We start from the raw sequence: 13083 nt of genomic DNA on the forward strand, positions 1-13083 counted from the left end.
GGAGGAGCGTCGATGCGCGGAATTACGCGGGCGCCCCGGCCGGCGCCGGACCGGCCTTGGCCGCGTTTCCCGCGGCCAGCAATTCCTTGGCCCGCGTCACCGACGAGGGCAGGTCGGGCATCACGTTCGCCTCGCCGACCTCGTCGAGGAAGCCGGCCTTGGCCATCATGAAATACGCCTGCGTGTGCGGCCCGCAGAGAATCAGGTGGCGGCCGTTGCGCTTCAGTTTCGCCTGCAAGTTTTCCAGCCGGTCGAGCGCCGTCACGTCCATCGCGGTCACGGCCATCATGTGGAAAATCACCACGCGCGTGTCCGTGATGCCGCGGCGCAGCACGGTGTCGAGCTTGTCGGCCGCGCCGAAGAGCAGCGCGCCGAACACGCGGTAGATCACCACGCCGTCGGGCAGCTTTTCCTGCAATTCCTCGTGCGTGCCGTGTCCCGGCTGGTGCGCGTCCTGCCGCCCGTCGCCGCTCATCGACTGCACCTGCGTGGTCTCGGTCACGCGCTTGATGAAGAGGAAGCACGCCAGCAGCATGCCGACCGTGACCGCGATCGTGAGATCGAAGCACACGGTCAGGACAAATGTCGCCAGGAACACCGCGGCGTCGCCCTGCGGGCGTTTTCTCAGGCGCCGAAACTCGCCCCATTCGCCCATCTTCCAGCCCACGGAAATCAACACCGCGGCCAGCGAGGCCAGCGGGATGTATTTCGCCAGCGGCGCGGCCACCAGCAGCACCACCAGCAGGAACAGCGAGTGCACGATGCCCGCCACCGGCGTCTGCGCGCCGTTGCGGATGTTGGTGGCCGTGCGCGCGATGACACCCGTCACCGGGATGCCGCCGAAGAGGGGGGACACAAAATTCGCCACGCCCTGGCCCATGAGCTCCTGGTTCGAATCGTGCTGGTCGTCGATGAGCCCGTCCGCCACCACGGCCGACAGCAGCGACTCGATGGCGCACAGGACCGCAATGGTGAACGCGGGGCCGACGAGATTGTTCAGTTGCTGCCAGTCAAAGCGCGGCCAGGAAAACGAGGGCAGCCCGCGCGGGATTTCGCCGAAGGCCGACCCGATGGTGGCCGTGTTCAGGTGAAACCAACCCTCCACCCACGACAGCTGCGAGAGCCCGGCCAGCAACGTGCCGGCGATCACCACGACGATGGAGCCCGGCACATAACGGCTGTAGCGCACCGGCCATTTCCCAAGAACCGCGAGGGACAGGACCGAGATGATCACCGTCGTCCAATTGACCGTGCCCGCCGCCTGCACCAGCGCCACGATGCGCGGAAGGAACTCCGCGGGCTCAGCGACGATTTCGAGGCCGAAAAACGGCTTCACCTGCGTGAGCAAAATCGTGATGGCGATGCCGCACGTGAAGCCCGCCGTCACCGGCTGCGGCACAAACTTGATGAGCGCGCCCATCTTCAACAGCCCCATCGCGAACAGCATCAAACCCGCGAGCATCGTGCACATGAGCAGGTTGGGCAGCCCGTATTTCGCGCCCATCAGCGCCAGCAAGCCGACAAACGCCCCCGCCGGTCCGCCCACCTGCACGCGCGAGCCGCCGAGCGCCGACACCAGGAAGCCGCCGATGATGCCGGCATACAGGCCGGCCGCCGGGGGCACGCCCGATGCCACGCCCAGGCCGATGCACAACGAAAGCGCCACCACGCCGACGGTGAGTCCCGCCATCAAGTCCTTCAAAAACTTCTCTTTCGAGTAGCCTTGGAGGGCATCGACCAGCTTCGGCCTGAAGCGGGCGAGTTTTGAGCGGACTGTTTCCTCATTTGCGAGCATGGTCGCATGTTCATAGCGTAAAATTTTTTTTGACCAAGAAACAAACGCGCAGGCATGTGGCGTGTTTCATAACACTATGAAATAAAATATAATGTGTATTATTCCATGCGCGACTGAATCGTTTGTATCAAACCGCACATGTAAAAAATGCGGCATATCCAACATCGGATGGTTTGAAACAACGGGAGGGAGTCCTGCTTTCGCGACCTGCCGCGAGACCGCCCCTTACGCCTCTTCGCCGCGCCATGTAAACGCATGGCACAACGCCACTCCCGCGGCATCGGCCTCGTCGTAGGCGAGTGCGCGTCCGTGGCCGAGCAGCCCCATCACCGTGCGCGCCATTTGTTCCTTGCTCGCCCGGCCCGCGCCGACCACGGCCTGTTTCACCCGCAGCGGCGGATACTCGAAGATCGGCTTTTCGCGCAGCGCCGCCGCGGCGATGGCCGCGCCGCGCGCCGCGCCGAGGATCTGCGCCGTCTGGAAATTCTGCACATAGATGGTCTGCTCCAGCGCGACATGGCGCACCGACAGGCCGGGCGAGGCCAGAAACGCCGTCACCGAACGATGGATTTCCGCCAGCGCCGACGACATCGGCACCTTTGCGTGGACCTTCACCGTTTCGCAACGCAGCAGCACCGGCGCGCGACCGGGCGTGAATTCGACCAGTGCCAGACCGGTGCCGCGCAAACTCGGGTCGATGCCGAGCACGAGTCCGGAAAACGGCGCGCGCGTCAGCGCGAAATCCCCGCGCGACACCTCCGCCGCCGGGGTGAGTTTCCCCGACAGTTTCGCCGCCCACATTTGCCTGACCGACATCCGAGCCATGAAGGGAGTAAAATCCCAAATCCCAAAAGGCCAAATCCCAAAAAAATCCCGAATGACAAAAATTCCAAAGGACGCCGCCCGATCTCGAATCCTTTATCCCAGCATCAGGTTCAACCCCGCCGCAGCGCCGAGGGCGAGCGCGATGATTTCAAAAGCCTTTTGGTTCACGCGCCCGATCAGCCACCGGCCCGCGAACGCGCCCGCGAGCACGGCGGGGGCCAGCATCGCGTTGAACGCGAGGCTCTCCGCGCCGATCAGCCCCAGGCCCGTCATGAAGGGGACCTTCATGTCATTTACTATTTGTGACAGGCACTCTTTTACTTGAGTTTCAGCGTATCGGCACTCTCGTGTTGTTTTGTCTGTTCTTCCAGCTTTTTAACCTCCGTTTTTTCATGCGTGGCATCCTTTTCTGATGCAACGCTTTCGGTGGCAGCTTGCGGATGGCGTAGCATGTATTCAAAATTCAATTACAAACGAATTCGATGCATGTGTCCTTTTGCCCTTCGTATTTTTGGGATTGCCGGGGTAGGGGAGCGTTCCTTCACAGGCACCCGCGTCGGCCGGGTGCGTGCCGATAGCGTGGAGCGCGCTGCCTAGGTACGTCAGGACGGGGTGCTCGGGGTTCCCTGCTCGGAGGATGCGCCTGCTGAACAAAGCCCTGCAGGTGCTCGATGGTGCGCCGGTGCGCGTGCTGCTGATGGACCGCGAATTTGGCGGCAAACAATGGCTTTCCTGGCTGGAGCGGCGCGGCCTCGGCTACGTGGTGCGGGTCAAGTCGAACCACTGGATCGGGCCGCACAGGGCCGACTGGCTGAGCAGGCGGGGCCGCGAGCGCTTCGTGGTGTTCGGGCGCAGCGGGTGTATTTTGCCGCCACGGCCATGACCGCGCAGCGCGTGGGCCGCCTGCTGGTTAAAACAACAAGACACCGGCATCCCGGTGTCTTGTTTGGCGGCAGCGGAGGTCAGCAAACTTGTCGGGAATTTCTGCGATGATTCGGGTGGCAGTAGCGGCGGTTTCCTCCAAGGAGGCGGAGTCGGGCATGGCGGGGCTGAGCATTTAGGGCGCGGAATAGCGCGGACCGTAACCCAGGAACAGGGCGATGCCGAAGGCGTTTTTGGCGTTGGTGGTTTTTCCGCGGATGTTTTCCATCGGCTCGAAGTCCAGCATATGGACGGAGAGCCGCCGGTGGAGCAAAGTCTGGGCGAGTTCCTTTGGCAGGTAACCGAGCTTCATGGCATGGCTGGACACCATGAATGCCGGCGGCTGCGGGTTTTCGGGTTCGAGCACGACGGATACATTGAGATGCCCGCGGGTTTTGAACAGGTTGTGGCAGGCTCGGAGATTTTCGGGATCGCAGAATGTGGTGCCGCGAATATTCGTGCGGAGGATTTTTCCTTTTTCGGGAATGAGTTTTGTTTCTTGCAGGCGGGTGAGAAATTCCGGTTTTTCTCGAAATGAGTCGAAGACAGCGGGTTTGGCCAGAGCCTGGCGGGTGGTCATGAATTCCGTGAGGATTTGGTCGAAAGGATTGAGTATTGAGGTCATGACTGGAGGAAGTGAGGACGGAGTGATATGACTTTTTGAGGGATTAAAAAAATCCATGAGGGCACGAAAAAACCGCCGGGCGCGGCGGTTTTGAAAAGTCGTTTTTTTGTTTTCTAATAAAGGCCGGATTCCTGTTCCCTGGGTTCTTCCTGGCCTGCGGGAATCCCGGTGCCCGAGGCGGTGGGCAGGAGATTTGGTTGATCCGCCCTGCTGCGAAATCCCAAGCGAGGGTGCCGGCGAAGGTTTTGCCTGACTTGTCCGTCCAGTTGTCGCGGGTCACGCTCTTGCCTATATGTTGATTTTGAGCTGTTCGCGAAGAAAACCCGTTGGCTCCGTGGCATTGGACATTTTCGGGTGGTCCTGCCATTTGCCGTGGCGGACGATTTGGCTGATGGCTTGCGCGAAGACGCGGCAGCCCGCCTCGGTGAGGGAGATTTCGGCCTCATGATTGCAGGCGCCGTTCCAGCCGTAACCGGGAATGAGGCGCCGGTGGCAGTCGGGCCAGACGAAGGCTTCGAGTTCCGGTGGCAGGTAATGCCAGGCGCGGGCAAGATCCTCGGTTTGGAGTTTCCAGGATTCGATGCCGCGGGTTTCAAACCATTTTTCGAGCTGGTGATTTTTGTCGTTGTTGTCGCCAGTGGCGAGATCGAGCATAAAGGCAAGGTGCCGGGTTCCGAGGAGGAGGCAGTTGTTTAGGACAACGTTGTCGGCGACCAGGCCGTTGACGCCGTTTTCGCCGAAATGGCTCAGCATGTTGTCGTTTGGAGAGACGCAGAGCCAGTCTCCCCCAAGGATCCCGTGTTCCTGCGGGATGATGCCTTTGAGCATGGTGTCGATCATGTCGGCGGGTGTGCCGTGGAAGAGCGTTGCTTTGATTTCGCCAAATGCGACCGGATCGGCGTCGTCGCGGGTCAGGAGGAATTCGAGCAGCGCGCGTGTAATAGGATCATTCGCTTGGGCGAGGGATTTTTGGTAACGAGTTGCGAGGTTCAAATGAAAAACCCGGAACCTTGCGGGTTCCGGGCTGCGGGCTGGGGCCGGTCAATGCAACCGGAGCGCATGGCATTCCGTGAGGTCGAGTTTCCCAAAGTTTCCGGCCATTCGCTCGATTGCGGTTTCCGGGATCGTCGTTTTACGCTCCCGGTTTTGCCGGAGCACCGTGTCGCGATCTCGATCGAGGAAATGGATCTCAGCGCGCCGTGATGCACAGGTCGATGGCGGCGTTGCTGGTCGTCATAGGATTGCGGGTTTCACATTCCTGAAAAATCGGAGAGCGGCGGCGGAGCGAAGCCCTGCCGCCGCGAATGTTTTCCGAGGATGAGGTTTACGCGAGCACCGTGCGCGCGAGTTTGGCGCGTTGCGGATAGCTGGCACCGCGGGCGATGTAGCCAAGTTCGTCCAAGACAGTGGGCGGGTTCGGCCTTCGGGCGAATTACTCATCGATGGGAAATTCCTCCCGGGTTTCGAGAGGTTCGCCGGTTTCTTTTTGCGGTTCGGCGGCGTTGAATTCCCTGATGATATTTTGGGTGATATCGGTGTCTTTTTCGGTGCCGGGGGCGGCGGGTTTCAGGTATTGGCGCATGCGCTGGATATTTTGAGCGTGGGGATGGAAGCCGATGGTGTTGTAGAATTGGTGGAGGGTGGCGATGGTGGTGGACTGGAGGGCCTGTTCGCCGGTGAGACCAAGGGATTTGTGATAATTGTATTGGTCGATAAGTGACTGGGGGTCTTTTTCGCACATTTCCTGGATTTTTTTGTGCAGGTTGTCGCAAAGGCGCCGGAATGTTTTGGCGGGGGATTCCCTGCCTTTTTTGAAGTTTTGGGAATTCCCCCAGTAGAACCTGTGGTTGCCGTCCTCGGTTCTTTCGAGGGTCCCGGTGGCGGTGATGATGACCAGTCCCTTTTGGTGGAGTACGGCGACCACGTGTGATGGAATGGGCACCTTGTGGTGGAATTCGATGCGGGCGAGCGCGAGGTCCAGGCTCATACGGAAGCCCGGGTTGGGGTCGGATGTGGCGGTCGCGTCCTGCGGGCCGGGGCTGGTGAGCACGGGAGCGTTGGCGGTTTTTCTCATGGCGGTTGGCAAGGTTGATGGTTTGGGCTGATGTCCTATGGATTTTTTGCCGGGAGGAGAAAATCATGCGGGGCAGGAATTTTTCCGGAGATGGGTGATGGTCATGGCCGCGGGTTTTGGATGTTTTGATTTTTCTCCGGCAAGGAGACCTTGAGGGGGCAGGCGCGCAGGAACCTTACCGGTTCGTTGACATGGGTGAGGGTGAGGGATTGGCGGGCGCGGGTGCAGGCCACGTAGAGCAACCGGCATTCCTCCTCTGTTTCCTCCCGGGAGGTGCGGCCGCCGTTTTTGAAGAACGTGAGTTTTCCCTCGTGGCAGCCGGCGACCAGGACATGTTCCCATTCCAGCCCCTTGGCTTGGTGGATGGTGGACAGGGTGACTTTTTTCCCGGAGGACTGGAGGGTGGCCGGGTCGAGGCTGAGGCGGGTGATGACCTCCGCCAGTTTGAGGGGAGCGCCGGGATTTTCGTCGCGGATTTTTTGCATGACCTCTCGGAGGGCCATCTCGATGGCCTCGAATTCTTTTTTTTCCTTGAACGGGAGTTTTTCCAAATCCGGGGATATATATTTTTTGAGATTGTCGATGGCGGTGGTGACGATCGTCGCCGCGCGGGATGCCTCCGGTGTGTGTTTTTCCTCGGCGGCCCAAGCGGCGAGTCGTTTCACGGTTCCCATAAACCCTTCCGTTCCCTCCAGGGCGGCCACCCCCATTTTCCAGCGCAGGAACATTTCGTCGTGCTTGCGTTCGCCGCCGATGATGAGTCTGGCGAGGCGTTTGAAATTCGATGGCTGGGACGGGCGCAGCGCGATTTTGAGGAATGCGGTGACATCCTTCATGGTTTTGCTCTCCATGAGGCTGTTGCCACCCCATATCTGGACGGGGATGTTTTCGGAGCGTAATAATATTTCCAGCGGGGACAAATAATAACTGGTCCGGGCCAGGATGATGAGGTCGGACGGGGCGGCGCCTTGCCGGAGACGGTGTTTGACCCAGTTGAGCAGGGCGAGGTTTTCGTCCTGTGATCCCGCGAATTGCAGACGCTGGACCGCGCCGCCTTTGCCATGGACGCCCTTGAGCACCAGCCGGGCCATGGGACTGCGGGCATCCTGCCGGATGAGATCGTCGTGGGTTTTCAGGACATGGTTGCATACATCGAGGATTTCGTCCTTGGAGCGGAAGTTGGTTTCGAGGGCGATTTCCTTGACGTTATCATAGCGCCGGTGGAATTCCACCATGGGGCGCGGGACGGATTTGCGGAATGCGTAGATGCATTGCGAGGGGTCGCCGACCACGGTCAGGTTTGCACAGTTGAGCCCCTGGATGATGTGTTCCTGCAGATAATTCGTGTCCTGATACTCGTCGATCAAGACATGCTGGTAGCGCAGATGGATGGCGTTCCGGTAGCTGGCGTCATGGTGCAGCGCGTGGGCCCAGCGTGCCAGGGTGTCGTCGTAGTCGAGGCAGTTTTGTTCGGTTTTGAGCCGCTCGTAGTTGGTCAGTCCCTCGTCGGCCCAGGCGTTGAGATCCAGCCAGAAGGCCATGAAGCCGGCCAGTTCGGATTTTTCCAGCAGCCGGGGCACGGCGAAGTCGCCGAAATTTTCCCCTCCCAGATTTTGATTGATTTGTTCGGAGCGGAGATCGTGCAGAAACCCGCCGAGTTTTTTCAGGGTGCTTTTCCAATATTTTTTCGGATCGGGCGGGGTTTGGGGCGGTTTTATACTTTGCAGCATTTGCTCCAGGTTGTCCGCAAAGGATTCCGGAGGCAGGGAGGGGATTTCATCGAAGGCCTGTTCCCACAAATCCACCGAGTCGTTCGTGTCGAGAATATGCGGTTTTTCTCCACTGGTTTCGCGCAGATTTCTTATTTCCCGCACCGCGACGGCGTGGAAGGTGCCGATGGTGATATCCTCGCCGGCTTTGCCGACTTTCAGGCGGATGCGCTGCCGGAGGTTTTCCGAGGCTTTGCGGGAAAATGTCATGATGAGCAGGCAGTGGGGAGGCACGGCGCTTTCGAGCAGGGCGGCGACGCGTTCCACGATGGCGGTGGTTTTGCCGCTGCCGGCGCCGGCGTTGGCGCGGATGGGCGAGCCGCGATGGCTGGTGAATTCCGCCAAGCCTTGGGTGGGAATGAGTGTGGCCATGGTGTCAGAACGGGGTTTCATTGTCGCCCAAGTCCGGGGTGGTCCGGTTTTGCCGGGAGGGTGGGGCAGGGAGCGCGAGGTTCAGGTCGCCGGGCAGGAGATTGATGACCTGGCGGGCGGCCAGCAGTGCGGTTTCCGTTTCATCGGGGGGCAGGTCACCAATCAGGATTCGCAGCACCGGGCGCTCCGGTTCGTTTTCATGGCGGACGGCCATGAGGTCGTCGAGCTGCGGCATGATGTAGTCCATGCCCGCGCCTCTCAGCCGGATGGCGACGGCCACGCCGTATTTCCAGGCCAGAATGTCGGTCGCATATCCGTTTTGCCGCCAGTCGGGCAGCGCGATGAACCCGGTCTGGCGCATGTCTTTTATCAATTTTCGCAGGAAGGTTTTTTCGTGTGCGGTGTCGTCCTTGAGTTTGTCCGCCAGTGCGCGGATTTCGCCTTCGAACTTTTTCATGCGGTCGGAGAGTTTCATGCGGATTCGGGTCGGGGGTGGAATTATGGCTTTTGAGAAATGAAAAAATCCCCATGGTGTTCCGCCGGAGATTTATATTAAAAGAAATCCCGGCCCCTGTGAAAGGGCCGGGATCTTGGGAGTGTCGCGGAAGGTGCCGCGACGATGCCGGATTTATTCGCCGGATCAGACGCTTGCGAGGTCGTGCTCATCCGCGGGGCTGCCCGCGTAACCGTCCTCGTGGCGGTCGTATTCCGTGTCCGCGTTGAGTTCCGGTTCCCCGGTGTCGGGAGCTTGTTCCGGTGCGGTGGCGGGTTGTTCGGGATCGGCGCCGATTTCGGATTGCGCGGGTTCCTGGTAGGAGGGCAGTCCCTCACTGTTGACTTGTCTCACCTCCTGGATCAATGCGACCACTTTTTCGGCCTCTTCGATCTTGGCATGGGTGGACTTGAGTTCGGCGCCGGGTTGCAGGTGGATTTGTTCTCTTCGGAACTTGGCGTTCAAAGAGGCGAGCAGGCTCGGGTGAAGTTCCGGCAGCCCCGCGTTGGGATTGGGTTCGCGAATCCCCTCTCCGTCTGCGGCATAGGCGGGCGTGCGCACGAAGGTGTCATCGTCGGTTTTGACGACGACCTGCTTGGCGCGGGTTTCCTCGGCCAGATGCACGTATCGTTTTTGCGCATCGGAGAGGGTATCGAAGCCGAGTTCCCGGGCTTGTTTGAGGGCGGGGATGGCCGCCTTGTAGTCGTCGATGGAGAACTCCGGTTTGTATTTGGGCGGCTCGTAGGTGAGGCCCCGGGCCCTGGCGAAGATCTGGTTGCCTTGGAACTCCGCGTCACGCAGTTTCTGCGCGTCGAAATTAGTCCTGCTGAACAGGAGGACCGCCTGGCGGATGCCTTCGGCGAGCACCATGTTTCCGAATTGCCCGTCGGCCAGGTAGCCGTCGTCCTTCATGGCGAGGATTTTGTTTTCCCGTTCCTCCGTCAGTTTCTTCTGGTTGGCGACGTTCGGGTGAACGCTGTAGTTCCAGTCGAGGATGGCCGCGGTCAGGTTTTGGATGATGGTGTTGTTCAGGGGGAGGCGCCGCTCCCGGGCCTGCTCCTGGGGTTTCGGCTGCGGTTTTTCTTTGGCCGCGGGCCTGGCATGTTTGTCCACGAGCGCCTCGTTGTTGAGATCGAAGAGTTTTTGGGCCGTTTCGATTTTTTTCAGCTGTTGCTGGAATTGCACTTCGATTTTGTCCGCGTTGACGCCGTAGTCGGCGTAGTTTTGCAGGACGGTCTGGATGGACTTGCCGATGGACGGATTGAGTTCCACGATGCCCGCGTTGGGATTTTTTTCCGTCCTGGGCTTCGCGTTGACCGGTTTTTGGGTTTCGGGATCGATGTCCGCGGAATATTCAACCGTGTTGATCCGCCGGCCTTCCCTGTTGTATATGTTTGTATAAACAAACACTTCCTCCGGGGAGATGCGCACGTGTTGTTTTTGTTCCTCGGAGAGGGCGTCGAAGCCCCCGGCCCGGGCCTTGGCGAGGGACTCCATGGCGGCCAGGTAGTCCGGGGTGTCGAACTTCGGCGTTTTGCTTTCGGGCGTATGCCCGAAGAGTTCGTTGCCCCGCCTGGTATACGCGAGCAGGCTGCGCGCATCCTGTCCTCTGGTCATGCGCGCGAGGGCGTAGGTTTCCGGGGTCAGGTTGAGGTTGCCTTTCGGGGTTGCGACCAGATGCCCGTCCTTCGTGAGTTGCGCGACGAGGGACGCGATCTCCGCGGGGACGGGTTTGTTGCCGTGGATGGCGGAATTATATCCGTGGATGGCCTTGGACAGGCCGGCGATGGTTTCGCGGGGAAGCCATTTGGTGGTGTTGGCGGTTGCAGTTGCCATGTTGATCTTTCTAGTGTCGCCCCCCGGGTGGGAGGACTTCGGAACACGTGGAGCCAGAAGGCTGGCATGACATGCTCCGGCACAGGACGCCTTTCCAGACAGAGGAGGACATTTAGTGATTCCTGCACGTGCGTCCTATGGAACATTGGACAATCCCCGGAAATTTTTTTGGAAAAAATCCGATTTCCATTTTTGTTTTATGGATGAGTGTCTTTTGATTTTTGCGCCCGCCCCGGTTTCAAGAAATCGGGGCGGGCGCATTGGGATCGACATGGCTGATGCATGGAAAAGATTAAATTTTGTGCCGGTGCGGGTCCCCGCCTAGCTGTTCACTATGGCTGGCTTGGTGATGCCGGATTTTCCCGGAAGGCGGGATTTGGCATAGGGGAGGGGTCTATGAGATTGGAACTGAATTTATTGATGCGGAAGCCGGTCAAGTTTTTGGGAATATTCGAGATTGTGGATGTGGTGTCCGGACTGTTTGGGTTGATTGTCTCGGTGCTGGCCTATGGCCTGGCGGATTTTCCGCTGTGGCTGGCGATTTTGTCGGGCATGGCGCCGGTGGCGGCTTTTTTTCTAAAATTCCGGGTGGGTCGCAGGCCGGGGTATTTCCGGCATTGGGTGGAGGCGAAGGTGCGGGCGCGGCATTGGGTGAGCGGGTTTATCCAGCGAGGCCGGCTGGATGATTTTGCCGTGCGGGTGCCGGGCTGGGCGCCGCCGCGCGTGCAAACGCCGGATGATGACCGGACCGCAGGGTCGGAGTTTTCGGGCCGGTGAGGGCATGGAATTTTCTCGTGGATGCCCGGCTCGCGGCGAAGATTTTTTAAGTTTTGAGCCAACTCAACCGTGCTGCCGAGAAGGAAAATCGCCCCCCGAAGCGCTCCGACCTCTGTGAATCCGACTCCATCGAGCAGGATGCCGTCGGCCGTGTCACGAGCCAAAGGCTTGTTTGCGCAGGCCACGCAGGGCGGTCAGTTCGCCGCCCCAGTCGGTCAGCGCGGGCAGCGGGCGTGGCGCGCTGCCCGCGCGGCGATGGAGTTTGCAGCGGTAGTGAGCGAGGTGTTGCGCGACGAAGGCTTTGCCGCCGAGCACCGCTCCGTCGGTGAAGTAGCGTATCCGGCATCTTAATACGGTCGCCAGCGGCAGGCGGGTTTTGCTCTTGAGGGCTTGCTCGAATTGCTCGAAAGAAATGGCGGCGGCATGTTCCTTGGGCGCACTGCCTTTGCCAAAGAGGGATTCGCGATAAGCGGCTTGCACGGTGGGCCAGTGCTGGCCTTCGCCGATGATGTGGGTGAGGCCGGCGCGGGCGGGTTTGTTTCCTGCCACGGCCTCGGCGTAGCCGCAGAAGCGGTAGTCTTTCGGGGCGGTAGCGAGGCCGGCGCGCACGCAGTTCAAGTCGATGTAGGCGGCCATCGTTTCCAAGACGCGACCCTTGGGTTCGAGGAGAACGGACTTGAAGCGTTCCGACCAGAGCGTGCCGTAGCGGCGATGGCTGCGGTTGAACCAGACGGAGAAGCGTTGTTTTGCCAGTTTCATGAACTGCGAGATGTCGCCCATGAGCGCGAGTTGGCGTTTGCGCCACGCATCGGCCTCGGGACCTCCGGTTTTTAATTGGACCTCGATCACGTCGAGTCGGGCCGCTTGGTAAAGGGTGGGTTTGGGATACATTGCCCGGTAGCGGCGCAAAAGCTCGGCATCGGGGATTTGCGAGGCGGGAGGCACGCGGACGAGCACGTGGAAGTGGTTGGAGAGGATGGCGTAGGTGAGGATTTGCAGGCCGCAGTAGTCGGCGGTCTGCCAGAGTTGCCGGCGGAGGATTTCCTTCGCGGGATCGTCCAGCAAACGCTCGCCGTTCACCGTCCGGGTCATGCAGTGGTAGATCGCCTCGCCTTCAACGGGGGAGATTTTGATGCGCGCGGTTCTCATGGGGAATAGAAATGGGGCGGAAAAGGAGGCTTGTCAATGTATTTTCGACCTGTCCCTTATGAATGACTCTTATGAATGGCTCTTATGAATGGCTCAAACTATGAAAACATTCGTGTATGTAGCCTATTACGGATAAAAGAAAAGTAAATTTGACAGCCGCCCTAAAAATCATTCGCTAGGCCCCGGCAGCATGGAAACGCAAAGGCTTTTCTTTCTGTCATCAAAATGCCTCCGCCACATGCCATATCGTTCAGTTTCGCCGCTCGCACGAGCAGTGGAGTGAATGCTATTGCAATTAATATGGAGGGTATAAAGAAATTCGCAACTCATTGTTGCGGAAATAGTTCCCCGCAGTTCAAAGATAATTGCGCGAAGCGCAAAAGATCATGCCGGCTTGCGCTGCGCCATGAAATCGCGGGGAGGACATTCCAGTATGCGCCGGGCCGC

The 13083-nt window shown here is 59.6% G+C and carries 14 protein-coding genes and 1 pseudogene; 4 read left to right on the plus strand and 11 right to left on the minus strand.

Annotated elements, in window-relative coordinates; genetic code table 11:
• Positions 1 to 22: 22 nt before the first annotated feature.
• The 4 genes from OH491_RS23475 to OH491_RS23490 all read right to left on the minus strand — a co-directional run bounded on the left by OH491_RS23475 (position 23) and on the right by OH491_RS23490 (position 3072).
• A complete protein-coding gene (locus OH491_RS23475) occupies positions 23 to 1795 on the minus strand; it encodes a SulP family inorganic anion transporter (protein ID WP_068768788.1) in 1773 nt (590 codons plus the stop codon).
• A 225-nt stretch (positions 1796 to 2020) separates the two neighbouring features.
• The gene (locus tag OH491_RS23480) at positions 2021 to 2620 is read right to left on the minus strand and encodes a crossover junction endodeoxyribonuclease RuvC (RefSeq protein ID WP_068768787.1); all 600 of its coding nucleotides are present in this window, start codon (positions 2618 to 2620) and stop codon (positions 2021 to 2023) included.
• A gap of 93 nt (positions 2621 to 2713) precedes the next feature.
• Positions 2714 to 2908 (minus strand): hypothetical protein, encoded by a 195-nt coding sequence (locus OH491_RS23485; protein WP_068768786.1) that lies wholly within the window; start codon positions 2906 to 2908, stop codon positions 2714 to 2716.
• A 29-nt stretch (positions 2909 to 2937) separates the two neighbouring features.
• Entirely contained in the window at positions 2938 to 3072 is a 135-nt protein-coding gene (locus OH491_RS23490; RefSeq protein ID WP_334319026.1) for a hypothetical protein, read from the minus strand.
• Positions 3073 to 3257: 185 nt separating this feature from the next.
• Between OH491_RS23490 and OH491_RS23495 the strand changes: the two genes are divergently transcribed.
• Positions 3258 to 3503, plus strand: coding sequence for a transposase (locus OH491_RS23495; RefSeq protein ID WP_068768785.1), 246 nt, complete (start codon positions 3258 to 3260; stop codon positions 3501 to 3503).
• A 174-nt stretch (positions 3504 to 3677) separates the two neighbouring features.
• Here OH491_RS23495 and OH491_RS23500 read toward each other — a convergent pair whose 3' ends face one another.
• Both OH491_RS23500 and OH491_RS23505 read right to left on the minus strand, forming a co-directional pair.
• A complete protein-coding gene (locus OH491_RS23500) occupies positions 3678 to 4166 on the minus strand; it encodes a hypothetical protein (RefSeq protein WP_068768784.1) in 489 nt (162 codons plus the stop codon).
• Between the two features lie 288 nt (positions 4167 to 4454).
• Positions 4455 to 5159, minus strand: a complete 705-nt coding sequence (locus tag OH491_RS23505) for a hypothetical protein (RefSeq protein ID WP_068768783.1) — start codon at positions 5157 to 5159, stop codon at positions 4455 to 4457.
• Between OH491_RS23505 and OH491_RS23510 the strand changes: the two genes are divergently transcribed.
• On the plus strand, positions 5160 to 5369 hold the full coding sequence (locus tag OH491_RS23510; protein WP_068768782.1) for a hypothetical protein: 210 nt from the start codon (positions 5160 to 5162) through the stop codon (positions 5367 to 5369).
• Positions 5370 to 5598: 229 nt separating this feature from the next.
• Here OH491_RS23510 and OH491_RS23515 read toward each other — a convergent pair whose 3' ends face one another.
• The 4 genes from OH491_RS23515 to OH491_RS23530 all read right to left on the minus strand — a co-directional run bounded on the left by OH491_RS23515 (position 5599) and on the right by OH491_RS23530 (position 10710).
• A complete protein-coding gene (locus tag OH491_RS23515) occupies positions 5599 to 6240 on the minus strand; it encodes a hypothetical protein (RefSeq protein ID WP_068768781.1) in 642 nt (213 codons plus the stop codon).
• Between the two features lie 101 nt (positions 6241 to 6341).
• The gene (locus OH491_RS23520; RefSeq protein WP_068768780.1) at positions 6342 to 8381 is read right to left on the minus strand and encodes an ATP-dependent helicase; all 2040 of its coding nucleotides are present in this window, start codon (positions 8379 to 8381) and stop codon (positions 6342 to 6344) included.
• A gap of 4 nt (positions 8382 to 8385) precedes the next feature.
• Positions 8386 to 8856 (minus strand): hypothetical protein, encoded by a 471-nt coding sequence (locus OH491_RS23525; protein ID WP_068768779.1) that lies wholly within the window; start codon positions 8854 to 8856, stop codon positions 8386 to 8388.
• Between the two features lie 165 nt (positions 8857 to 9021).
• A complete protein-coding gene (locus tag OH491_RS23530) occupies positions 9022 to 10710 on the minus strand; it encodes a hypothetical protein (RefSeq protein ID WP_068768778.1) in 1689 nt (562 codons plus the stop codon).
• Positions 10711 to 10992: 282 nt separating this feature from the next.
• On the opposite strand from OH491_RS23530, the gene OH491_RS23535 reads away from it, so the two are divergent.
• Positions 10993 to 11487 (plus strand): hypothetical protein, encoded by a 495-nt coding sequence (locus tag OH491_RS23535; protein ID WP_145928561.1) that lies wholly within the window; start codon positions 10993 to 10995, stop codon positions 11485 to 11487.
• Positions 11488 to 11540: 53 nt separating this feature from the next.
• Positions 11541 to 11618 (plus strand): annotated as a pseudogene (locus tag OH491_RS28275) (hypothetical protein); the annotation flags it as partial.
• A gap of 22 nt (positions 11619 to 11640) precedes the next feature.
• Here OH491_RS28275 and OH491_RS23540 read toward each other — a convergent pair.
• Positions 11641 to 12636, minus strand: coding sequence for a transposase (locus tag OH491_RS23540; protein WP_068768776.1), 996 nt, complete (start codon positions 12634 to 12636; stop codon positions 11641 to 11643).
• Between the last annotated feature and the right edge of the window lie 447 nt (positions 12637 to 13083).

It is taken from the genome of Termitidicoccus mucosus (genome assembly GCF_038725785.1).
Taxonomy (GTDB): Bacteria; Verrucomicrobiota; Verrucomicrobiia; order Opitutales; family Opitutaceae; genus Termitidicoccus; species Termitidicoccus mucosus.

What these genes read in the sequence shown, in the direction of transcription:
- OH491_RS23475 (WP_068768788.1), bottom strand. Translation starts at nt 1,795, where the DNA reads ATGCTCGCAAATGAGGAAACAGTCCGCTCAAAACTCGCCCGCTTCAGG.
- OH491_RS23480 (WP_068768787.1), bottom strand. Translation starts at nt 2,620, where the DNA reads ATGGCTCGGATGTCGGTCAGGCAAATGTGGGCGGCGAAACTGTCGGGG.
- OH491_RS23485 (WP_068768786.1), bottom strand. Translation starts at nt 2,908, where the DNA reads ATGAAGGTCCCCTTCATGACGGGCCTGGGGCTGATCGGCGCGGAGAGC.
- OH491_RS23490 (WP_334319026.1), bottom strand. Translation starts at nt 3,072, where the DNA reads ATGCTACGCCATCCGCAAGCTGCCACCGAAAGCGTTGCATCAGAAAAG.
- OH491_RS23495 (WP_068768785.1), top strand. Translation starts at nt 3,258, where the DNA reads ATGCGCCTGCTGAACAAAGCCCTGCAGGTGCTCGATGGTGCGCCGGTG.
- OH491_RS23500 (WP_068768784.1), bottom strand. Translation starts at nt 4,166, where the DNA reads ATGACCTCAATACTCAATCCTTTCGACCAAATCCTCACGGAATTCATG.
- OH491_RS23510 (WP_068768782.1), top strand. Translation starts at nt 5,160, where the DNA reads ATGAAAAACCCGGAACCTTGCGGGTTCCGGGCTGCGGGCTGGGGCCGG.
- OH491_RS23515 (WP_068768781.1), bottom strand. Translation starts at nt 6,240, where the DNA reads ATGAGAAAAACCGCCAACGCTCCCGTGCTCACCAGCCCCGGCCCGCAG.
- OH491_RS23520 (WP_068768780.1), bottom strand. Translation starts at nt 8,381, where the DNA reads ATGGCCACACTCATTCCCACCCAAGGCTTGGCGGAATTCACCAGCCAT.
- OH491_RS23525 (WP_068768779.1), bottom strand. Translation starts at nt 8,856, where the DNA reads ATGAAACTCTCCGACCGCATGAAAAAGTTCGAAGGCGAAATCCGCGCA.
- OH491_RS23530 (WP_068768778.1), bottom strand. Translation starts at nt 10,710, where the DNA reads ATGGCAACTGCAACCGCCAACACCACCAAATGGCTTCCCCGCGAAACC.
- OH491_RS23535 (WP_145928561.1), top strand. Translation starts at nt 10,993, where the DNA reads ATGGAAAAGATTAAATTTTGTGCCGGTGCGGGTCCCCGCCTAGCTGTT.
- OH491_RS23540 (WP_068768776.1), bottom strand. Translation starts at nt 12,636, where the DNA reads ATGAGAACCGCGCGCATCAAAATCTCCCCCGTTGAAGGCGAGGCGATC.